The sequence below is a fragment of the Pseudoalteromonas sp. Of7M-16 genome (genome assembly GCF_022347805.1).
Classification (GTDB): domain Bacteria; phylum Pseudomonadota; class Gammaproteobacteria; order Enterobacterales; family Alteromonadaceae; genus Pseudoalteromonas; species Pseudoalteromonas luteoviolacea_F.
Genome location: NZ_JAKRFY010000016.1, coordinates 118,174 through 140,056, shown reverse-complemented (window position 1 = coordinate 140,056; position 21,883 = coordinate 118,174). Strand labels below are relative to the sequence as shown.

The window sequence follows — 21,883 nt, the reverse complement described above, 5'->3', positions numbered from 1 at the left end:
AAGGATAACGCAATGCAAAATATCTATCAAAAAATAGTATCGGCTTACTCAGTCTATGTCGCCGCAAGTTGGTACAATCCTGAGGGATATTACAATTCCGGCAAAGATAAAGTTCTAAAGTTCAATGACAATGGGGAATCCAAAAACTTTAATGAAATCCTACCTCACTGCGAGCTAATAGTTGATGACGACTTGGATGATAAAGGAAATTTTACTCCTAAAAACAATAACATATGGAACCCTTATTACTCTAGTCAGTGGGCTGGTGGCCTTAACAGCATTAATATCAAAATTCCAGATACCCCTCCAAAAGCGGTACGGGCGCTAGCTATTTCAGTGTATAGCTCTCTTTTCCCAACGTTTATGGGCCTAGTTGCAGATGGCCACCCATATACAGACAATGATGATATGGATTGGCTGGCAATTGGTGAATACACTAACTCTATCATCACAATGGCATGGGCGGCACATGATTTAGACAAAAACCCCGACCCAAAGGAATTGAGCGATGAGCAGAAGGTACTCCTTAACTTCAGAAATATATTTGAATCTGGCAACCCCAACAGTGGCCAAGAGCTGATTGAAAAATTTTTACAAAAAACATTACCTTGGAATGTAAATATTACTTTTGAAATAGACCCCAACTTCAAATTTTGCTTACCGCGTGGAAATGACGTTCATTTGGGCTATTTTGAGAACATTCCAAGAAACACCTTTACATATCACCGACCTATAAAACCAGAAAATGAAAAGGCGCAGGCCATTGCAATCAGTGAGTATTGCAAATTTACCAATGCAACGGCCTGCTAATATTTGGCCCAAGTAACCAGATAAAGGTTGGTAAGTAAAGACAAGGCTTTCTTTATCAACCTGATATTCCAGTACAAAAATAGGGGAATCAATGACATTACTTATCCACGATGCAGATAGACACGTGATAGAAACACCTGATATATGGCAAGACTATGTCGATCCAGCTGAAATAAAAGGGTTTGAGTACAGCTTGACCTATGACACCCAGCATAAAGCCGAACAACGCGCCTTGCGTCTTGGGCAAAGCGCAAGGGTCGTTTTGCCACCAACATTAAAACTTGGTGAATACCCCTTACTCAATTGCTGGAATGAAGACATTCAAATCGAAAGTGCGAAGGTTTTTCACAAAAGCATCGACAAACGTAAAAGTGCAGCAGCGCCACATACCATGCTACAAGATATGGACGAGACGCATATTCACAGCGCCAGTTTATTTCCTAATGTAGCGAGTTATATTGTCAATCATCAGTCTATAAGCCACCAAGCCTCCATTGCCTATGCTAGAGGCTACAATACATGGCTGTATGAATATTGCAGCCACAATCCAGCGCGGCTCAAAGGGGTGGGCCTGATTAGTCGCCACGACCCGAGTTCCATGATCAGCCAACTAGAAGCCATTGAAAAAATGGGTTGGACCAGTATCACTATGCGCCCAGAAATAATTGCCGGCCATCATCTTGGCAGTTCAGAGTACAACGAGTTTTGGCAAGCGTGTGAAGAAAAAGGGATAAGCATTGCGTTTCATGGAGGCTCCAATTTACAAGCTCCAACCGCAGGTACAGAACGTTATACAAGCCGTTTTGCATTACATGCATGTTCCCATTTTCACGAAATGCAACTGGCATTTTTATCTTTGTTAGATGCGGGTGTATTAGAGAGACATCCCAAACTTAAATTAGGCTTTTTTGAAGCGGGCGCAAGCTGGCTATTAAGCTGGCTATGGCGGCTAGACAATATCTGTTATACCGAATTTCCGGGTTTAATTAAAAACCGAATTAAAATGCAACCTTCTGAGTATTTCAAGCGTCAATGCTGGGTCACGATCGAGATGGACGAACCATGTTTAGCGCAGGTTATTGAAACCATAGGTCATGACAGGCTGCTCTTTGGTACTGACTTCCCTCACCCCGATCACTTGCATTTCGACTATACAAATCTCGAAACCCAAAACGCCGACATTAAATCGGCTGAACTAGTAGATATATTACAGCACAATCCAAAGCAGTTTTTTGGATACTAGATATGAAAACTTTTAATTGGCACCCAAAATTTCAAAAAGTAACCATAAGTGAGCAAGGTATTTTACTGGTCGGCGAAGTTTTGTCCTATTTCTTAAAATTTGCACACTATCCAGGACTTGAGTTAATAGGCACAGATGGCAGTCAGGAGCAAAACGCGCTGCGCACCAAGCATAGACACTTGAGAGCACATTTAAATCGGTACTCAGCCCATTTATTGAATGCGGGTTTAATTTATGATCAAACGACTACGGATTTTGTGTCTAATTCATATTCCACAAATCGACTGGCGCACCCCGTAACGCTGCAACACCATTCAAATTTGCCTGTGGTCAATTTATCAGCGGCACAACCTAGCTATTTACAAGCTTGGCTACAACTGTGCTCCCACGAAGATTTACTCAGTGCATTTAACCTCGTGAATAAACCCACGATTATATTTGTCGATGACTTTATCCATCCAGCAATAGATAGCATTATAGAGCAATCTACCCACTGGATTATGCTAAAAATAACCGGACAAAGGCTATGGCTCAGCCCGGTTATTACTCAAAAGTGCAGCACTTCATTGAACTGGCCACTGATAAAAACACGCATAGCCAACAATCAACCAGAACGAAAAGTACTCTCACAGCTCAATACAGCGCAACAAGTCCCTTTTGAAAATCCGTTAGAACTTGCGCCCGAACTACAGCAGAAATTGCAACAGCTGCTGATAAAGCAGCTACAAACTGATAGTCATCAGCTATGTGTATTTGTTCATAAAACTCAGCAAGTTAGCTACCACCCATTCAAGCAGATCACCACGGTGGGCAAGGATACGCTTGAACAGCGATTAGGGAAACCTATCACTTTGAACAGTCGGGCGATACAGTTTGACAACGATGGAGGCTCTCGAAGCTATTCACCAGAGCAAACATTAACTAAACTCCAGCCGTTGATAAGCCCTATCACTGGGGTCGTTAATTATTTTGCTTGCATGGAACCGCAATCAGGTAAACCGCTAAAAACATATTGTGCGCGATTTTCAAAAACCCCTTCTGTGCGCCAACTCTCTAACCTGTCTTTAGCTGACTTCTCGATGGCTTGTGCAGGTAAAGGGGTATCTGATACTCAATCTAAGGTCAGCGCACTGTGTGAAGCAGTCGAACGATACGCACCGCTGTATCAAGGCAATGAACCATTATTTTTGTCGACTCAGTCAGCGTTGGACGGACCTAGCTATAGCCCACACGACCTGACGCCTTATAGTGAATTGCAATACCATACTTTCCAACACTCTCTACACTCCTCTTGGGAGGAAAAGTATGCTAAAAAACCTTATCAAGATCAGCCAATTCATTGGCTAAAAGCATGGTCTCTGTCTCAACAAAACAGTATCTATGTCCCAATGGCATGCTGTATTTCCAATATGCCATTTGATGACGATGAATATTGTTTATGGCAATCAAATGGCTGTGCTGCTGGTAACAATCTAGAAGAGGCCATTCTTCAAGGCTTGCTTGAATTGATTGAACGAGACGCGGTTGCAATATGGTGGTATAACAAAATTAGCCGCCCAAGTTTTCCACTAGAAAGCCTGCCCGATAGCCTCATTGCAAAAGTTGAACAAACGTTACCCAGTAATATGGACTTTTGGATTATCGACGTCACAAATAATAATCAAGTTTCGGTTATGGTCGCAGTTGCTCAAGAAAAGAGGACAAAGAAGTTCACAATAGGTTTAGGCTGCCATCTCAACCCCGCCTTGGCTGCACAGCGTGCGTTGACTGAATTATGTCAACTTTATCCAAACCGTGATGCCAACAAGTCTCTATTCGACTTTGATAAAATCCCCAATGAGCCGTTTATGTACCCTTCACAAGATGGCGCAATTAGTAAAACCACCTTGGCCTACTGTGATGATATTAGTGACAATATAATTAATATTGTGGAGCAGTTGGCACAAGCTGGGTTAGATACCCTAATTGTGGATCACAGCAGAGACGATTTACCTATACATACAGTTAAAGTACTCGTGCCCGGCCTGTGTCATATGTGGCCGCAACTGGGTAACCAAAGACTTTATACGCTACCTGTACAGTTAGGGTGGTTAAATGAAGCAAACTCCGAATTAACGATCAACCAGCAAGGACTATACATCTAACGCCAATTACGAGGTCTTTATACCTCGTAATATTCCGAGGCACTTGCTCTAGACATTGCGCTTTATCAATTTCATATTGAGAATCAGTAAGAGAATTATGGTGATTGTAGGTACTCCTTTTGTTATTAATAAGTTGTAGCAATAACAAACTAAACAAAAATCGAAGGACCATTACGCTATGATACAAAGAGCAATTCAACTCTTACTCCTGTCGTCCTGGGCCGTGCTTTTAATAAGCACGAAACAGGCCTACGCAAACAACTGTAATTCAGCGCCACAAAGCTACTTAAATAGCAACGGCGAGCTGGTTTTATACAGCAATACCTTTTGGAATACACAAAGTCTAGGTCGGTATAGTGCAAGTGTGAACACCATTACCGCAAACATGCCACTGAATTTAAAAAGCAATACCGGCATGACAGATAAACAGCGTGCACAACAATTGCGCTGGGCTGTACATGTGGCTAATAACATTACACCAAGCCCGGTACATACCAAACTTGTCGTCGCATCTTGTCACTATGATTTCAGTGATGAACACACTGCACACCCAGATGCACCCATAGATAATATTCACAATGCGTTTTTGCCAAAGTTGTTTGTTGCGCAAAATAATATCACCATCGAAGGCAGCTCAGCTCAATCAAAACCTCGCTTGTATTACTCAGGGGCTGGCGCTGACGGGTTGCACCACGGGCGGGTGCTGCTGATGGTTCAAAGTAACAAACAGGGCATCACGATTAAAAACTTAGAGTTTGAAGGCGACCATCACTGGGAAAATATAAAAACCCCCAAATTCACATTGCATGAGAACAACAACCAGCTTTACTACAATGGTCGAGATCGCCGCCTATGGTCAGGTATGATCATGGTTGGGCTTACGGGTGGCAGCAATGATGTCACCATCGACAATGTAATTGTCACCAAACCTGCACGAGCCGGAATTGCCATCGTAGGCGGAGCAACGGTACAAAACTCCATTATCAAAGGCGTCGTGCCGATGGCCAATAAAGACAATATGTTGGCTGATCTTGTTGATGCTTCGAGAGCCTTATCTTCATACCTAAACATTGCCTCTGCGGGTATGGGTTTTCACTCAGGCATTGCTCAACAATTCTCTTACGGCCCTACCCATGTCTACAACAATACGATTCAGAATTTTGTCGAAGGCGTAAATGGTAATGGTTCAGAGTGGGTTATCACCGACAACGTGATCAAAGAAATTGCTGATCATGCTATTTATATTTTAAGTGCTATGAAACCCTCCATTATTGAACGCAACCATATAGAAATGATTTTAAGTGCAGCGATTAAGCTCGGTGGCTCGACGTGTAAAGATCCGGCTTCACAGTGCAGAATGCCAACAGATCCGCTCGATGAACAAACCCGTGCTGGGGCTTACAAAACACGGATCCAAAACAATACTTTCCGGCTCATACCCAGAACATCCATATTATTGTCTGGCACTTTTAACACCATCGCTAACAATACCATAGTTCCTTACAACCCAGCTGATGACAAAAGCGCAGGGGATTACTATAACCCTCAAAAAGACCCAGCAAATGTCTACCCTGATTTTTCTTTCTCGACATCTGGCGGGCAAACGCGAAAGGATAGTCAAAGACAAGATTATTGGAGCAACCATGTTGCCTATAACAATGTTGCCTACAACACCAAAGGCCATGAAGAACTGTCGATTTTTTTCAGTCAAAGGATGTCTACTCGAGACCGAAGCATTGGCATGAATATGGTCAAAGGTGCTGGGCAAAAGGTGTATTTCCACGCGCGTAAAGACTCTCGCTACGCGCCTCTGATTTCTGTTTCTGGCGGTGCCAAGCTATTTGCTGGTGGCAAAAGCGATTGTAGAGATTGTGTAGGTAATCCTGTTGCAAGCGGGTATCGCAGTAATTTAGAGCCAATATGGGCCAAAGCTGTGACGATGGAAAACTCAAGTGGCAACCGTGTTCCACACTTGCTTGTACAACTAGATAGCACACAAAACGATATCTTTTTAATTGGTGAGTCTGGTATTCACGAAAAGCTCAATGCCAATGGGCAAGTATTAAACATCAAGGAAGTCGCTGATTTGGATGGTGACGGACTGGATGAAATCTATTTCCAGGAAAACAACAATACCTTATATGGTGCCAAACTATTTAATAGCCGTAATGATGTTCAAAACAGACAGTTGAGTGATATAGCAAACACACGTTGGACGTTCCACAACGCTAATTCAGCGAGTTTAATTGCGAGCAAAGCTGTGTCATTTGACCGTGCAGGCCCAGACCAGCTTGTGACCAGCTGGACAGGAAATGGGGCAATATTAGGCTCTACTTTTAATGGTGCGGGTCACCCCATTGCGAGCAATGCGATTTACGCAGGTTCAATCAATAACCCAGTAAAGATGCTACAAGCTGCTGATTTGTCTAATGCTGGTGAAACCTTTGGGGCAAATCAGGAGCTCTACGCCTCTTTCAACGATAAAAAAATTATTGGCGTATATTGGGATGCAAATACATCGAGTTGGAAAAACCAAACGGTTTACGCTGGCACGCAGAGGCTAGCGCTGATGGAGGCTGGTCGCCTAAGAAATACAGATCAAAAACAGCGCATGTATCAGCGCTTTTACAGCAACACGATTTACGAAAGTAAACCGGCCGTTTCAGGTCAGCTACCAGCATTTGGCACTGGCAGCTATTTCTACACAGGGTCATCAACGAGTGACATGTTAGTGGCTGCTGATTTAAACCATGACGGTAAGCAAGAAATGCTCAGTCATTTTACTCAGCTCAATAACAAAATCTATTATGGTGGCGAACAAAACGGTTCATTGAACAGTACTATTGGCACTCTTTATGATGGCTTTACCTCGCCTAGACTGATCACACCTTACACAGGTACGGACAATCGAGAGCGTGTCGTTACACTGTTCAACCGTGCTTGGGCTATCTACCTATCTGAAGGACTGCGCAGTACTGGCCACAATTACGTGAACTATGTTTACACTAAGGTATTAGCAAATACTCAGTAAAGCCAGCGTTTAAGCAACACCTGTGCACACCTTGCGCATTGTTGTTTGAATGAATTGGTATTTAAAACCATATCCAGTGGACCTTAATGGTCCACTTTTCATACTCCTCAACAAAAATATGTACCGAACTTTTGTTTTCAGAACACAAATCACTGTGCGCTAATTCAAGCGCTGGTGAACAACGCTTTTATGTCATTTCACTGAATAAACAAAACAACTAGATAAAATACACTAACTTCATTATTTATCACTAAATGGCATACGCCTTGCTTACTAAAAAATGCTTGCACTGTAGTAACTTTATACTAGCAAGCATATCTCTATGCCATGAAAGGCAGATTTCAAAATATTAAAACTCATCTTTAAGGAGCAAAGAAATATGAAAAGAATCATAGCAACAGCGCTAATTGCCGCATCAACCTACAGTGCAACTAGCTTTGCACAGACCCATGCAATAGATGTAGATAAAATGCTTGAGCAAACCTTTGAACTCATTCAAAACAATGAAAATCACGCAGCACTAAGTAATCTAAACTGGCTTGCCAAACATGGAACGGCGCATGATCCGAGATTTCACAATACCTTTTTAGATGTTGTACAACATCTTTGGCTCAATTTTGCATATAGTTATGCGCCAGCTTGGAAGGCGTATGACAACGTATATCGAAGCGCCAAACAAGCATTGGTAACAGCCCCACAAAACTGCTCGGCCTTTGATATTGCCTTAAGCTTTGGCAACCTACCCCATAACGCCACAGATCACATTACACACTTGGAAATCACAGAGCAGCAATTTCCAGCTACGTGGCAGCGCTGTTGGACAGAACAAGCCTCTAGTAAAGCCATTGAATTCATCTCAGAGCCACTTATAACAGCTTATGTGGGTGATTTATCTGACCACTTTAAAATCCATATTGCTGACCAATTAAATGCTGTTTATCGCGATTGCGACGACCTTCCAGCTGAGACTTTGGTATGGGAGTGCCGAGACGCATATAAGCTGCAGCTAACCAGCGCTTCGGCGATGTATCGCGAAGCGGCAATGATCCTGCATGATGATGTTTCCGAAGCGGGCCAAATTGGCGGCCACACCATTTCGCTAATGCTCCAATGGCAAGCCCATGACAATCGTTAACCAGCCTATAAACCACTAATAATAAACGCTGCATTTGCAGCGTTTTTTGGCTATACGGCAAATATTTACGTATCTATACGGCAATCAACTGCCCTCTTCGCCGACATATCCATTTTCAGGTCCAGCTCTCAAACAACTTGACGCACCTCATTTGCAAATAAGTCTTAGCGACTAAAATGAGCTAGCTGCTTTACTAGCGCAAAACTTGCAACAGCCACCATGCCAACACCACCTAGCACCAGCAGTACCATGTCATAGCTTTGCGTCATCATCCATACCCAAGCAGCAATCGCTGGCGCCCCCGCTTTAATAAACTGAATAGGCATATTCATCGCGCCATTAATAGCGCCATATGCTTCCTTCGTTAACAGTTCAGGAATTGCAATACCTTTAACAATAGTCATCATACCGGTAGCAGCACCAAATAGGGTTATAAGGGGTATTAACAGCCACACTTGGCTAGGTAAATACACCATGCCGATAAACGTTATTGGTAGCGCCAAAGTCGTCAGTACACCAAGTTGCAAAGCTGATACTTTCGCCCCTGCAAACTTCAAGGCGACCCTGCCTAATACCTGAGCTGGTCCCAAAGCGGCTAATATAAGCACCACTTGCTGTGGAGAAAGTGCACTCTCAACTAATATGGGGTAGAGGTGAAATTTAAATGTGCTCGCCCCCGCTGCAAAAAGTGAAAAGCAAAGCAGCAATGCCCAAAAAATGGGTTGTTTTAAAGCCCATGCAACATTGATATTGCGATCATCAACGCGTGATACTGCCTGTTCTTCCCTGATTTTCATGTTTCCTTTGGATAATTTTCCTTTGGGTAATAAGCCATAGCAAATTGAACACACGAACATGTTTACAGCTCCTAAAACTATAAAGGTTGCACGCCAGTTTAAATGAGTTATTAACAACTCTATAAGTGGTATAAAAACAGTACTGGCGAATCCTCCCCACAAAGTTAATGTGACAATTTTACCTTTGGCTTGCTCATGCGGATGGTTGGCACTGATAACAGCGAAGGCCGCTTCATATAAAGTCGTCGCTTGCACGATACCAATTGCGGCAAATACGGCGTATAGAAACGCCAGTGAATTGATCAGAGAACCTGCTATCAATAAAGTCCCCGCGACGATTGAGCCTGTCACCATTACATTTCGACCTAGCCCTTTGTCAATGAGCTTGCCTACCGGAATTGCTGCAAATGAAGAAAATAGCAAACTGACGGACAGCGCCCCATAAACGTCCGACTTCGCCCAGTTAAACTCGCTGAGCATAGCTTCGGCTAACTGTGGAAAACTATAATAAAGCGTCCCCCAAGAGCAGATCTGGGCAAAGCCCAAAAGTGCAAGTGGGAAGCTATCTGTTGATCGTTTGCGAACCCAAGGCTCTGAGTGAGACAAACCATATATTTTCGCTTTTAAAGCATTCATATTTGGTCCCGCTCAGCCGCAACATGATTTTTCATCAGCAATGGTGTTTGAGCGACAACAGTCTGAGTCGTTTCTTTCACTACTGCACACGCCCGTTTTTGGTAATACCAACTCGACTCGCGCCGCGGCTTCATTATCACCCGCCAACTTTGCCGCAATTGATCTCACTTGTTCATAACCTGTCAACATAAGGAATGTAGGCGCACGACCATACGCTTTCATACCGACGATAAAAAAGTGCTCATCTGGGTGTGCAAGCTCTCTATACCCATGCGGGGGGACTGTGCCACAGGAGTGCAGATTAGGATCGATCAATGGTGCCAATGCTGCTGGTGCTTCCACAATACTGTCTAAATCAAGGCGTAATTCTCGCAGTATGTTTAAGTCTGGCCTGAAACCAGCTGCGACTATGATACGGTCAACTTCAATAAATTGAACTTGTCCTGCAACAGTTGCAGATATGGCAAGCCCACTTGATGTGCGAGTTATTTTTTCAATAGCAAATGGCGCAAGTAATTCAAGCTGGTCATTGTTCACTGCATTTTTGGCTGCATTGCCTAACGCTTGGCGAGCAGGTAATTCATCATTTATTCCCCCGCCAAGTAGCTTGTCCAATTGGTTGGTACGTAAGCCCCAAACAACTTTTGTTTCTGGGTGTAGTTTTTGCAGTTTAAGTAATTCTAAGGCGATATTAATCGCGGAATGCCCACCACCTAACACCAATACACGTTTGCTGGCATAGTCATTTTTGTCTCGTCCAACCACATCGGGCAGGCCATACCTAATAGCATCTTTATTCATAATTTCACCAGGCACAGGTAAGCCATCCAATCCAATTGGATTGGGGTTGCTCCATGTCCCAGAGGCATCAATCACAGCTTGAGTAAGTATAACCTCTGTTGTTCCATCACTGTGTTTAATATGAACAGAGAACAACGCCTGATTGCGCTCTTTAGAGAAAGATTTAGCATGGGCGTGTTTTGAAACCGCAATCACTTCGGTTTGAAGCTTGATAACTTTCGCAAGTTCCGGTGTAGACGCCGCTGGCTGTAGATATTGCTCAACAATATCGTGACCAGTTGGCAAACCATCAGGATCCGGCGCTTGCCAACCGTTATTTTCTAAAATCACTCGTAGCTGTTGATCAATGACATATTTCCAAGGACTGAATACACGAATATGTCCCCACTGCGATATTGCGCTGCCCACAGCACTGCCTTTTTCAATCACAATGGGTTGAATATTACGAGCAAGAAGGTGAGCGGCTGCACTTAGGCCCACAGGCCCCGCGCCAATGACGACTACCGAGTTAATCTCATTTTGATTCATTTTAAACTCATCTTTAAGGCTAATTTACCAATAAGACGGTTGTTTGTTTTGAAAGACGAAGCCCTACAAAACTATATTTAGCACCCTGCTGCGCATGATTTTGATATTGTAGTTAGGCAGTTGCCACCCAATGAATTCAAACCTAAATGTAATATCTGCAAGCCCCATTGTTCGACCAATGCTTAAACACTGCGCCATCAGCCTCAGAGTTAGCTCACGACAAAACGAACCAAATAATAGATTTGTTCATTCTCGATATATTGATATCATTATTTTTAACTGGAAGACCTACTACATATGGAGCAACAATGAAAAAATCTCTTCTCGCGCTCGTCACAGGTACCGCCATTGCATCAGGTGGCTACTTTATTGCACAACAAGGCGCCAACAATAATAACTTAGCACACTTAGACAAAGTGCCTGCCGATACGCTTTTCTTGTGGTCACAGCTAAAAAGTTTCCCTTATCTACAGTATTTGGACGTTTTGCCAGATACATTAAAAAATGTAGATGATATCAATAATTTTGTTGCTGTGATGCAGGGTCAAGAGATTGATTCAAACACTCAATTCTTACTAAATATACTGGATAAGTATGCAGAGAGCTTAAAGTCATCCAAGCAATTCACCAGCACTTGGGGGGTCAATAGCGACTTTCAAGCACTCGCTTATTCGATTGGTTTGCTCCCCGTATTTCGCGCTGAATTAGGTGATCCGCAAGTATTTAAAAACACCGTTATCAACGCAGCGAAAGAAGCAAATATTCAATATGAAGACGCCAATATAGGTGGTATTCCAGTTACCAAATTCCCAATAGAACAAGGCGGTCAAAAAATCGTAGATTTGTTGGTCGCTATTGACGGTAAATGGGTGACGGTGACCTTTGATACCCCAATCAATGATCAAAACGATCTTCAAATTGCACTTGGTCTTAAAGCCCCCGCAAAACCTCTAAGCAGTACTGACAAGGTACAGCGTTACACCCAAGAACATCAGCTGGACGGGCATGCATTTGCGTATCTTGATACAAGGCTTTTAGCAGATATGCTTACCGCCAAAGACCCTCAAAGTAAGTCAACACAAATGCTGGATAAGATACTGGCACTCACAGACAGCGAAAATGCATTAGACAGTGTGAGAAACCCTAGCTGTCAGCAGGACTTCTCTGACATTGCGAACAAGTGGCCAGCCATCATTACGGGTACTCAAGAGTATGAATTTTCAAGTAGCCATGCTGACATAAAAGTATCAAGCGTGATTGCATCTACCGACACCAAAGTTTTAAATGCATTGAAAAATATACGTGGTTTTTTACCACAGCATACGCAAAGTGACAGCGACGCCATGCTTGCACTGGGTATTGGAGTCAATGCGAGTCAGCTCTCGCCTTCGGTCAATACTCTTTGGGCAGCTTTTGCCAGTGCACAATTTAACTGCGAGCCGCTCGCACAATTACAGACGCAGAGTAAAGATGCAAACCCGGCACCATTAGCGATGGCAACAAGTATGCTTGGCACACTAAAAGGTGTAAGCCTCACGGTATTTGATGCAAATATCGCGGACTTAGTTAGAGTAGACAATACGGATTTAAGCGCTGTTGATATGTTACTCACGGTATCGGCAGACGACATGTTAGCATTATTTAATATGGCAAAGAGCTTCGCCCCTGACTTGTCTGGGTTGACACTGCCAGCTGATGGGAGTGCCATTGAAATCAACCAGTATTTACCGCCAGATTACCAATCTACATCGCCGCTATTCTTAGCGTTAAAAGGCCAGCACCTGACTTTATACATAGGTAAAACTGCGCAGCAAACTGCGGAAGCGTTGAGCACGCAAACTGTGACAGCTAATGGATTGATGAACTTCGCAGTCAATACAGACAAGGTCATGCCTATGCTACTCAAAGCTGCTGAGCTCTCTGGTGAACCTATCACTGACGATATGGCAGAGTTATTAAGCGAAAGTGGCAAACTGCACTTCTCTTTTGACACCACAGATAAAGGTATTGTTACTGACATTACAATCAAAGTGGAAAATCAGTAAAACCACAGGGCCAAAATAGCACTGCTATTTTGGCCCTACATTTACCTAACTAACAAAAAGCGCTCAACGCAAACTATTTAAGCCCTTTCACTAACGGCATACCATTGGTTCCCACTGGAATATATACCGTAGTGTGGTTTGGTGATTCAGCCATTTTAAGCTGTGCGTTGATGGCTTCATGCTGGAGATAATTCTCGGTCAGTGTCGAGTTTATGATTTTTTGCGCCTCGGCAATCCCTTTTGCTTCTTCTATACGGATCTCCGCATCTTTTTTTGCTATCTGCTTTTGAGTTTCTTTTTCAGATAGCAATTGCTGTGCGGCCAATTTTTTCTCCACAGCTTTAGCGACAATATCTGGGTAATTTATATTGCCAACCACAATATTTTTTACTTCAAACGGTGTGGCATTTAGGTATGTTTGCAATTTAACAGTGACTTCTTTGGCAATATCATCGCGACGCGCTTTTAATTCACCACTATCAAACTTTTGCACGGCATTTCGTACATAAGTTCTAAATGTCTCTCGCACAAAGCGTGCATACCAGTGCTCACCACCATAATTTTCAACAACGGCCTTCACTGTTCCAGCGCGAATAGATACCACCGCATGAAAGTCAAAGATAATATTTAAATCATCATTGGCGAGTATTTTGAAGTTTTCTGTGTAGGTATTGGGCCGCATATCAATATTAATGACTTCGTTACGCAGCACCGACATGCCAAAATTACTCGGTCCTTGAAGTGTTCCCTGATAACCGCCGGAGCCAAACATTCTTGGCTTTTCATACACATAGCCTTCGAAGCCCGCTGGCGTACTCGGGTTGCTACACGACCCTAATCCAAAAATAGAAAACACAATCACGGCAACAAAACTAAATATTGTGCCAATAGGCAATGACTTTTTCGCAAACATAATGAACTTTATTTAGCTATAAATGCTCTATTTTACTGGCTAGATTCTAGAAGATAAATTGATAAAAACGCGTAATAACATATTGGGTACAAGCAACCGTTCAATTCGGTTACACTAAGATGGGCATAGGTTTATTCAAACCGACGATTTTTAGAGCAACGGGCTGGGAAATACAATGACCATAGAGTCAGATAAAATACTGTTTAGAGAAGCTAAATTAGAAGACAAAGCCGCACTGTTGGCATTAGAACAAGCCGTCGTTGACGCTGAGCGGCCGTACAATTCGCAAATAAAACCACAGGCATATTACTACAATTTAAACGACCTGCTGCAAAGTGAACACGCCTTGGTGCAAGTTGCAGAATATGACAATGAAATCATCGCAACAGGCTATGTGCAGATCAGACCTTCAAAACAGTCACTGACTCACGCTAACCACGGTTATTTGGGGTTTATGTTCGTCAGCCCTGAGTGTCGAGGCCAAGGGCTCAATAAAAAAATCATACAATATTTGATGAGCTGGGCTGAGTCAAAAGACGTGTATGATTTCTACCTCGATGTGTATAACGACAATCAAGCTGCAATTAATGCATACCAAAAACTTGGATTTGAGCCTTCGTTATTAGAGATGAAAGTCAATACAAAAAAATAACTCAATACAATATATTGCCCGCACTATGCACGGGTAATCTCTGTGTTATAACGTAGGGATAGACTCAGGCTCTGGGGGCGGTGTGATATCCGTTAAATCTTCAGTGATCAGCCATTGTGGTAAATAAGGGTGATCTGGGATCAAATAGCCCTTACCTGAATAGGCAACCCGAGCAAGCCCCACTAAATCCAACGCAAATTTTGGAAAAGGCTCTCCGGCTTTATCCATTTTGTGCGCACACTGTGCAAACTTATCTAACGCATCCAGCATTTTTTGCTGATAGGTTTGCTCATCTTCATGGCAAAACACACTCAATAAGCAATCAATTCGCGGTAAGTGCACACTGCGACGAAACAATAACACGTCTGCGGCAACTCGGCTTTCAAGCTCACTCAGTGCCGTAACATCAACTTGCATAAATGCCTTTATGGCCGCGACCAAGTCCCGCTCCTGCGGATTAAGTATGGCTTTAACAATATTAAACTCCGCCATGTGTATCTGAGCAACACCCGACATATCCATTGACTGTTCATCAAACTGATCTAACCATGCAATGCTCTGCATCTCGTTATAAGCAAGCGCCCAATATACTGCGCGGCACCAATTAATTGGGTCTATGCCATCACTTAACCGCTCTCCTGGGCGGATAACGGATACTTCATCCAAGCGCAACTCGTGTTGCTCATTGGGAAATATATGTCGCTTAAAGTGTGTTAAATGATAGTGATAAAACTTATCTAAAAACACCTCGCTTCACTGTGTAGTCGTTTCGCAAATATCGCAAATTCAAAGCTTTCTACCCACTGTTTAGCTTCTTGATACTCCCAGCTATCACCGCTCATCGAATCAAACCTCACCTCACCATTTTGAAGAGCTGATTTAATAAAATAAGCCGAGCAAACTTTTTGTTGATAAAACTCTTGGTAAACATCGAGTTCGTAGCTATCACCGTAATGATGCTTTTGCTTCATTTATACTCCTTAAAAGCAAATTTGCGCACATTCTCCAAATTGAAATGTGCACTTAGGGGAAATTATATTTAGCCACAGTGCAATCTGATAGAGGTTTTTACGGTTATCTAATCAAGCGAGCAGAAAATATCCCAAAATTTAAAAAATGGCGTAAAGCATTGTATTAACACCTTACCCATAAACCCCTAATTGAGTCTGATTTCGTCAATTGAAGCGCCACGGATGCCATTAAAGCTCAGTTTTCCATAATAATTCTCAATACTGCGTTACTCTATAAATAAATTTTTCGTCTACACTGAAATTAATCTGCAGCTCATAAGGTCTTTTGTAGCAAGTCGTCCGGAGCGCAATAAGTTTGCTTTTTTTGTATCGCGCGAATTTGCAAAAAAAGTCAATAAATCGAGCACTGGAGTGGTGCTTTTCCTTAAATAAAATACAGCCCACTCTAGCTCGCTCTATATTTTTGGCATAACCAAAACACGAGGAATCGACAATGAAAGCATTAACAGGCGCCGCAATGGCAATGATGGTAGCAGGTCTTGTAGGTTGTAATGCCACTGGGGACTCAGGCCAATCAGCTAGTGCTGGTGCATCGGCAAGTTCAGGTGGCGCTAAAACAGACTTGGTACATTGCTATGATGTAAATATTTGTGGTGGACACAACGATTGTAAAACAGCAAGCAACGCCTGTTCAGGACAAGCGTCTTGTAAGGGAACTGGTTTTGTGGGTATGCCTGCAAAAGCATGTGCTGATGTAGGTGGTAAACAAAAAGACAATTGGGTTGGCAGTGTTGCAAAAGCCGATTTAGTACACTGTCATGATGTTAACATTTGCGGTGGTCACAACGATTGTAAAACAGCAAATAATGCATGTGCAGCACAGGCTTCATGCAAAGGCACAGGCTTTGTAAATATGCCAGCAAAAGCGTGTAAAGATATTGGCGGTAAAGTCGGTAGCTAAATGACACGTAAAAAGCCTACCTGCGCGTAGGCTTTAATTTCAACTTAAGTTGTGAGGATAAGATTGAAAAATACACCCCCACCTTTTGTCGGCTTTGGCCTAGGCCTACGCACCTGCTATTTTGAAGAGATACTAGACACAGAGCCTAATGTTGACTGGTTTGAAATTATCTCTGAAAACTACTTTGTTTCCGGTGGCAAACCTTGGCACTACCTTTCTCAAATTAAAGAGCGTTACCCCATTGTGATGCATGGGGTATCGATGTCAATTGGTAGCACCTCAGACGTGAACTTTGACTATTTAGCAAAGCTCAAAAAAACCATAGAACGTGTGCAGCCGCTTTGGGTCTCTGACCATTTATGTTTTTCTTCCCTTGGGGAGTTCAATAGCCACGATTTATTGCCAATGCCCTATACCGAAGAGTCACTTGATCACTTAAGTCAAAGGCTCTCTATTGTTCAAGATTATCTCCAAAGACCGTTAATTCTGGAAAATGTCTCTAGCTACCTCACTTATGAAGCGTCAGAAATGAGTGAGTGGACATTTCTTGCGGAGTTACACAAACGTACACAATGCCAATTTTTACTCGATATTAATAATATTTATGTCAGTGCGCGAAACCACGATTTTGCACCGCAGGAATTTATAGACGCGATACCTGAATCAGCAATCGCACAGATCCACCTTGCTGGGCACAGTGATTTTGGCAGTCATATCATCGACACCCATGATCAGCCCGTTTGCGATGACGTTTGGCAATTATTCGAGCAGTTTTCAAAGACAACAAAACCTATCAATACCATGATAGAGCGGGATGATAATTTTCCGGCTTTTAAAGAGATCATGGCAGAACTTGAGCATGCTAGAGCACTCGCACCCGCATCTTGGAGCAAACATGAGTACGCTTAAAAAATTACAGCATGATTTTGTTGCCTTGCTCCAAGGCCAAAACACAGACTTTACCGAGCACATCGCTACACAAAATGGTTTATCTCCAGTTCAGCGCAGTGAAATTTATCAAAACGCATATCAGATCAGATTAAAAAAAGTGCTAGAGCAAGATCATGAGATGCTAGGCCTGTACTTAGGTGATGAGTTGTTTGATCACATGGTCGAAGGTTATTTAAATCAGTATCCTTCTCGCTCGGCTTCACTTAGAGAATTTGGTGATCGTATACCGCAATTTCTGCAATCAGCGCCACAGTTTAAAGAGCATGGTATTTTAGCCGAAATAGCGCTTTTTGAACGTTTGCTATTACATGCATTTGATGCTGCTGATAGCCCGACTTTGCAGCTTGCGCATTTACAATCCATAGAACAAAACGCCTGGCCAAATATCGTTTTTCAACTTCATGATAGCGTTCAATTACTGACCTGTGAATACTCGGCCGTGGAAAGCTGGCAAGCACTCAAAAATGGGGATTCGCCGCCATCGCCCAACCAAAGCGGCCTGCGTCATTGGATTGTTGCACGTGCACCGGATAAGCGAACTGGATTTTACCCTTTGTCACAATGCCACTTTCAGTGTTTGACCAGTATTGAAAAAGGGCTACCGTTTGGGTTTGTATGTGAAGCCGCAGCCAATGTCATGGGCGATCAACAACAAGGCACCCTGCAAGTAATGCAATTGCTCCAGCAAGGTATTGAATTAGGATGGTTTATAGCTAGCCCTCAAGGCTCTCAGTAGGCATTACGATGAAAATACAGCAAAAGCTACAGCTTTACCAAATCAGCGTGATATTTAGTATGCTGTTTGCGCTGGTAGGCTTTAGCTATAACACTTGGCGACTTGAAGTTTCTGAATACAATAATAATGTTAGATTAGCTAGTTTTGAGATACTTAAAGAGCTCGCGGCGTTGGAGCAATTGTTATATGTTGCGCACTATGATCAAGATATGCAATCTGCCAGCCCTCGCAAAGGCTGGATTAAGGTAGGATTGATAAAAGATTTCAGCTATTTGACCAATAAACAAGTGCAAGTCGGTGCAACTAACCTACAAAAAACGTGGTCTCAAAACTGGGAAAATATATCAACCAGTAATCAGTCTGTAGAACTTATTGTTAACGATATCGATGAGGTGAGAGCGAGTATTAAATCGCTCCTCACGTCCTTACAATAACGCCACATTTCGCCATGAATTTGCGTCGTATAACCTATACAGGCGCTTATCAAAAGGCTTATGCATACCTCAAAAATATTATTACGATGACTTTTTACACCGAGCATATATCTCTAAGTTATAGGCCTTAGCAAATTCATATCGCTGCAAATGCGCTCTCTTATCTTGTTCAGATTTAATTACATCGCCAGTTCCAGACAAATACTTTATGCCACACTGCGCTTTTAGCGCCGTGAAATCCATCTTTTCTAACCCTGGGATCACAGGCCGACGCCCAGTTGTTGCATATAGCCTAAGGTCATTGCTCTCAATCGCAGACGACACAGCTTGAGAAACATTTAGCTTATTTTCCATTTTATCTTGTGGCTCATTGTGAGTGTCTCCGTAACTATTTGCACACCCATTTAAAAGCCCACCTACAAAAATTAAAAGTAACGGAATTTTCAATTTTCTCTCCTTGAAACAACCCTCAATGTAGACAAAGCCATCATCACCCAAATTAAATAAAAGAATCCCCCAGAGGAGCCACTATCGGTAGATGGTGGAACTGAGACGGTTATTGTCACTTGCGCTGTGGACTCCGCCCCACTGGCATCTCGCACAACGTAACTTAATTGCTCGGTTCCAGAAAAATCGGTCGCAGGTGTGTAGGACAGCTGGTTGTTCGAAACAGACACATTGCCAGTTCCCTGATAGTTTACAGTGCCAATTGATAGACCATCGCCATCTATATCGCTGTCATTATTAAGAACATTCAATAGGTTACTTTGGCTATTGACGTTCACTGTAAACGAGTCATTTTGTGCCGTTGGCGCATCATTCACTGCTGTAACCGTGATTGTCGCATTAAAGGTTTCACTTGTTAGCGTGCCTCGCGTGGCCGTAATTGGCACCGTCAATGTGCCATTGAAATTCGCAGCTGGGGTCACTGTAAGGCCACTTACCGTATAATTATCGCCATTACTGACAGTTAACGACTCGGCATTAAAGCCACCTTGGTACTTAAAGTTGCTTATTGATAAAGTGATGCTTGTATCTTCAGCAACTTCTAATGTTTCTTGCTCTGATATATTAGGAGCAACAGGCTCGGTACTTCCTTGAATTTGAATATTGCCACTGTTGACTGCAAAAAAAACATTGTTGCTACACATTATTTTGACCTTGCCAAATGACGAAGTTGCTAGCCCAGAGAGAACCACATCGTGCTCACCATCATTAGTCACATCATCTGCAATTAAAGTTGGGAAGGTTTCTCCTCCGTCCAAAGACAATAGAATATCGACAGAGCCACAAGATACAGGTGCATTTTGCGTGTCTGCGGTATGCCATCTGACAGTTTGCGTGCCCAATGTCCACTCGGTACTATCACTGGGATCTTGTACTGCAAATCCTTGTTGGTTGCCAATCACAGTCACTGTCATAGCATCATCAGCAATATTGCCAGTACCATCTCGCACCAACAGTCTAAAGTTCAATGTTCTACTGGTCGTTGGTAATGCTTCACCGTAACTTACTGACCCCGATAACACGTCTGACATTTTTGGAAAAACCCTAGACCTTGACTCTGTGGGGTTAAATACTCTGAATAAAGGCCCAGTACCTCTATCTGTTGCATCTTCTTGTGGGCTATTAGTTGCGCTTCCTAAATCATATTGCTGCCAGCTATAAGTTAACGTGTCTCCATCCGCATCTGTCGCGCTACCAGTCAATTTAAAGGGCGTTCTGGCAGGTATAGTGTAGTTATCTCCTGCATTTACAGTTGGCATTTGGTTCGCCTTAGCGTTTCTCACACCACATGCACTACCACCACCTTGTCTAGTGTAAGTCGCCATTTGTTCTATAGAGCGAATATGAAAGTATGGATCTGAATTAGCTTGCAAATTTTGTGCTTCACAAATTCCTGTATAACCCATTATTGTAGAGCCACTTCCTGGTTCGAATGCAGAATCAGCAACATGGTTACTTGATTCGCAAGCCCCTAACTGCCCATTAAAAGTGTGATCCGCTCCCAATTGGTGACCTATTTCGTGAGCAACATAATCAATGGCAAACGCATCATTGATAGGCTGCGGATTACCTGTGATCCCTTCCGCTTTCGCTTCACTACATGCAACACCAAACCCAGCTAGCCCTCCGGCACCGGTACCAACTAGGTGTCCAATATCATAGCCAGATGCCCCCACTCGCGCGTCTATCACCGTAGTTATTTGATCAATATCAGAGCTTTCGTTAGCAAATGGATCAGAAGACGCATCTAAGAAAATCAACTCATCGTTATCTGCCACCAATTCAAAAGAAGTAGATAAATCCCGCATATAAACTTGATTGACGCGATTGACTAAAGTCACCAATGCGGCCATAACACTGCTTTTTGTACCGCCGTGAAACTGGGCATATTCCCCTGTTGTAGCTATAGCTAGGCGATACTTTAAATCATTGGTAATAGGTGTATTAAGACTGGGTGTATCAACTCGGTGAGTGCGATGTTCAAAAGATTTATTGTGCTTTCTTGGGGCTTGCAAGCGGTGATCTGAGTGACGGCTATGACTTGCAATGGCGTATTTATAGTAAACCCGGTAAAGCGCTTTTGCTGATGTTAATTCCCTCATTTGTGGTTCAATAAATACCCGTTGCCCAGCCAAGTCGTATACACCAAAAAAACCATTGGGCGAATAATCGAATGTACCCTTCACAGCAGGATTATTGACCTGCACCCCAATATAGGTTTTTATTTCAGGATACTTTTGCGCCAGAGACTTTGCCATCACCGAATAGGGCGTTAAGTTAAATAGCAACAATTCGCCACTTGGACTTGGAAGCTGTATTTGAATGGTCCCTTCTTCAGCTAGCAAATCAGACAACTTGGCTGTATCTAAATAAGCCTGCTTTAATCCATCACTCTGGGCGCTCATTGATTTATGCTGTGGCGTTGACCACAAAGCAGTTTTACTTTCTGCGCTAAACGATACCAGTAAAACTACGAAAAAAATCAAAAAGGATTTCAGCATGAGTCTTTCCAAATTTTTATCATTATTTAATACAGCATAGTCACAGAAACTCGGCTTGCTCATAAAACGCATAACTTTTTATCCCTG

Annotated in this window: 18 protein-coding genes; 11 read left to right on the top strand and 7 right to left on the bottom strand. The window is 42.8% G+C overall.

What is annotated here, in order from left to right:
• The first annotated feature begins 12 nt into the window (after window positions 1-12).
• From MHN81_RS16940 to MHN81_RS16920, 5 genes are all read left to right on the top strand, one after another.
• Window positions 13-810: a hypothetical protein gene (locus tag MHN81_RS16940; RefSeq protein WP_239426286.1), complete on the top strand. Its 798-nt coding sequence runs from the start codon at window positions 13-15 to the stop codon at window positions 808-810.
• Between the two features lie 91 nt (window positions 811-901).
• Window positions 902-2,053, top strand: a complete 1,152-nt coding sequence (locus MHN81_RS16935) for an amidohydrolase family protein (protein ID WP_239426285.1) — start codon at window positions 902-904, stop codon at window positions 2,051-2,053.
• 2 nt (window positions 2,054-2,055) lie between these two features.
• Window positions 2,056-4,197 (top strand): YcaO-like family protein, encoded by a 2,142-nt coding sequence (locus tag MHN81_RS16930; RefSeq protein WP_239426284.1) that lies wholly within the window; start codon window positions 2,056-2,058, stop codon window positions 4,195-4,197.
• Window positions 4,198-4,375: 178 nt separating this feature from the next.
• Window positions 4,376-7,228: a right-handed parallel beta-helix repeat-containing protein gene (locus tag MHN81_RS16925; protein ID WP_023398423.1), complete on the top strand. Its 2,853-nt coding sequence runs from the start codon at window positions 4,376-4,378 to the stop codon at window positions 7,226-7,228.
• A gap of 379 nt (window positions 7,229-7,607) precedes the next feature.
• Window positions 7,608-8,363, top strand: a complete 756-nt coding sequence (locus MHN81_RS16920; RefSeq protein ID WP_023398422.1) for a hypothetical protein — start codon at window positions 7,608-7,610, stop codon at window positions 8,361-8,363.
• Between the two features lie 164 nt (window positions 8,364-8,527).
• Here the strand turns inward: MHN81_RS16920 and MHN81_RS16915 are convergent, their stop codons facing one another.
• Both MHN81_RS16915 and MHN81_RS16910 read right to left on the bottom strand, forming a co-directional pair.
• Window positions 8,528-9,796, bottom strand: coding sequence for an MFS transporter (locus MHN81_RS16915; RefSeq protein ID WP_023398421.1), 1,269 nt, complete (start codon window positions 9,794-9,796; stop codon window positions 8,528-8,530).
• A 12-nt stretch (window positions 9,797-9,808) separates the two neighbouring features.
• Window positions 9,809-11,125 (bottom strand): NAD(P)-binding domain-containing protein, encoded by a 1,317-nt coding sequence (locus MHN81_RS16910; protein ID WP_239426283.1) that lies wholly within the window; start codon window positions 11,123-11,125, stop codon window positions 9,809-9,811.
• Between the two features lie 308 nt (window positions 11,126-11,433).
• Between MHN81_RS16910 and MHN81_RS16905 the strand changes: the two genes are divergently transcribed.
• Window positions 11,434-13,170 carry a hypothetical protein gene (locus MHN81_RS16905; protein ID WP_239426282.1) on the top strand — a complete coding sequence of 579 codons (1,737 nt, stop codon included), beginning with the start codon at window positions 11,434-11,436 and terminating at the stop codon, window positions 13,168-13,170.
• A gap of 73 nt (window positions 13,171-13,243) precedes the next feature.
• On the opposite strand, the gene MHN81_RS16900 is transcribed toward MHN81_RS16905, so the two are convergent.
• Entirely contained in the window at window positions 13,244-14,083 is an 840-nt protein-coding gene (locus MHN81_RS16900) for an SPFH domain-containing protein (RefSeq protein WP_023398418.1), read from the bottom strand.
• A gap of 175 nt (window positions 14,084-14,258) precedes the next feature.
• Here MHN81_RS16900 and MHN81_RS16895 point away from each other — a divergent pair, with 175 nt between their 5' ends.
• On the top strand, window positions 14,259-14,735 hold the full coding sequence (locus MHN81_RS16895; RefSeq protein WP_239426281.1) for a GNAT family N-acetyltransferase: 477 nt from the start codon (window positions 14,259-14,261) through the stop codon (window positions 14,733-14,735).
• A gap of 45 nt (window positions 14,736-14,780) precedes the next feature.
• Here the strand turns inward: MHN81_RS16895 and MHN81_RS16890 are convergent, their stop codons facing one another.
• A complete protein-coding gene (locus MHN81_RS16890; protein WP_239426280.1) occupies window positions 14,781-15,482 on the bottom strand; it encodes a hypothetical protein in 702 nt (233 codons plus the stop codon).
• Window positions 15,473-15,706, bottom strand: a complete 234-nt coding sequence (locus MHN81_RS16885; RefSeq protein WP_239426279.1) for a hypothetical protein — start codon at window positions 15,704-15,706, stop codon at window positions 15,473-15,475. The genes MHN81_RS16890 and MHN81_RS16885 overlap by 10 nt, the downstream gene beginning before the upstream one ends.
• Before the next feature lie 493 nt (window positions 15,707-16,199).
• Between MHN81_RS16885 and MHN81_RS16880 the strand changes: the two genes are divergently transcribed.
• From MHN81_RS16880 to MHN81_RS16865, 4 genes are all read left to right on the top strand, one after another.
• Window positions 16,200-16,667, top strand: a complete 468-nt coding sequence (locus MHN81_RS16880) for a hypothetical protein (protein WP_023398415.1) — start codon at window positions 16,200-16,202, stop codon at window positions 16,665-16,667.
• Between the two features lie 63 nt (window positions 16,668-16,730).
• Window positions 16,731-17,576 carry a DUF692 domain-containing protein gene (locus MHN81_RS16875; protein WP_239426278.1) on the top strand — a complete coding sequence of 282 codons (846 nt, stop codon included), beginning with the start codon at window positions 16,731-16,733 and terminating at the stop codon, window positions 17,574-17,576.
• The gene (locus MHN81_RS16870) at window positions 17,563-18,354 is read left to right on the top strand and encodes a DNA-binding domain-containing protein (RefSeq protein ID WP_239426277.1); all 792 of its coding nucleotides are present in this window, start codon (window positions 17,563-17,565) and stop codon (window positions 18,352-18,354) included. Before MHN81_RS16875 ends, MHN81_RS16870 begins: the two co-directional genes overlap by 14 nt.
• 8 nt (window positions 18,355-18,362) lie before the next feature.
• Window positions 18,363-18,788 (top strand): hypothetical protein, encoded by a 426-nt coding sequence (locus MHN81_RS16865; RefSeq protein ID WP_023398412.1) that lies wholly within the window; start codon window positions 18,363-18,365, stop codon window positions 18,786-18,788.
• A gap of 81 nt (window positions 18,789-18,869) precedes the next feature.
• On the opposite strand, the gene MHN81_RS16860 is transcribed toward MHN81_RS16865, so the two are convergent.
• Together MHN81_RS16860 and MHN81_RS16855 are read right to left on the bottom strand one after the other, a co-directional pair.
• Window positions 18,870-19,235 (bottom strand): hypothetical protein, encoded by a 366-nt coding sequence (locus tag MHN81_RS16860; protein ID WP_023398411.1) that lies wholly within the window; start codon window positions 19,233-19,235, stop codon window positions 18,870-18,872.
• A complete protein-coding gene (locus tag MHN81_RS16855; protein ID WP_239426276.1) occupies window positions 19,232-21,796 on the bottom strand; it encodes a reprolysin-like metallopeptidase in 2,565 nt (854 codons plus the stop codon). The genes MHN81_RS16860 and MHN81_RS16855 overlap by 4 nt, the downstream gene beginning before the upstream one ends.
• Between the last annotated feature and the right edge of the window lie 87 nt (window positions 21,797-21,883).

Excerpts from the sequence above, each read along its gene's own strand:
- MHN81_RS16940 (WP_239426286.1), top strand. The coding sequence starts at position 13 with ATGCAAAATATCTATCAAAAAATAGTATCGGCTTACTCAGTCTATGTC.
- MHN81_RS16935 (WP_239426285.1), top strand. The coding sequence starts at position 902 with ATGACATTACTTATCCACGATGCAGATAGACACGTGATAGAAACACCT.
- MHN81_RS16930 (WP_239426284.1), top strand. The coding sequence starts at position 2,056 with ATGAAAACTTTTAATTGGCACCCAAAATTTCAAAAAGTAACCATAAGT.
- MHN81_RS16925 (WP_023398423.1), top strand. The coding sequence starts at position 4,376 with ATGATACAAAGAGCAATTCAACTCTTACTCCTGTCGTCCTGGGCCGTG.
- MHN81_RS16920 (WP_023398422.1), top strand. The coding sequence starts at position 7,608 with ATGAAAAGAATCATAGCAACAGCGCTAATTGCCGCATCAACCTACAGT.
- MHN81_RS16915 (WP_023398421.1), bottom strand. The coding sequence starts at position 9,796 with ATGAATGCTTTAAAAGCGAAAATATATGGTTTGTCTCACTCAGAGCCT.
- MHN81_RS16910 (WP_239426283.1), bottom strand. The coding sequence starts at position 11,125 with ATGAATCAAAATGAGATTAACTCGGTAGTCGTCATTGGCGCGGGGCCT.
- MHN81_RS16905 (WP_239426282.1), top strand. The coding sequence starts at position 11,434 with ATGAAAAAATCTCTTCTCGCGCTCGTCACAGGTACCGCCATTGCATCA.
- MHN81_RS16900 (WP_023398418.1), bottom strand. The coding sequence starts at position 14,083 with ATGTTTGCGAAAAAGTCATTGCCTATTGGCACAATATTTAGTTTTGTT.
- MHN81_RS16895 (WP_239426281.1), top strand. The coding sequence starts at position 14,259 with ATGACCATAGAGTCAGATAAAATACTGTTTAGAGAAGCTAAATTAGAA.
- MHN81_RS16885 (WP_239426279.1), bottom strand. The coding sequence starts at position 15,706 with ATGAAGCAAAAGCATCATTACGGTGATAGCTACGAACTCGATGTTTAC.
- MHN81_RS16880 (WP_023398415.1), top strand. The coding sequence starts at position 16,200 with ATGAAAGCATTAACAGGCGCCGCAATGGCAATGATGGTAGCAGGTCTT.
- MHN81_RS16870 (WP_239426277.1), top strand. The coding sequence starts at position 17,563 with ATGAGTACGCTTAAAAAATTACAGCATGATTTTGTTGCCTTGCTCCAA.
- MHN81_RS16865 (WP_023398412.1), top strand. The coding sequence starts at position 18,363 with ATGAAAATACAGCAAAAGCTACAGCTTTACCAAATCAGCGTGATATTT.
- MHN81_RS16855 (WP_239426276.1), bottom strand. The coding sequence starts at position 21,796 with ATGCTGAAATCCTTTTTGATTTTTTTCGTAGTTTTACTGGTATCGTTT.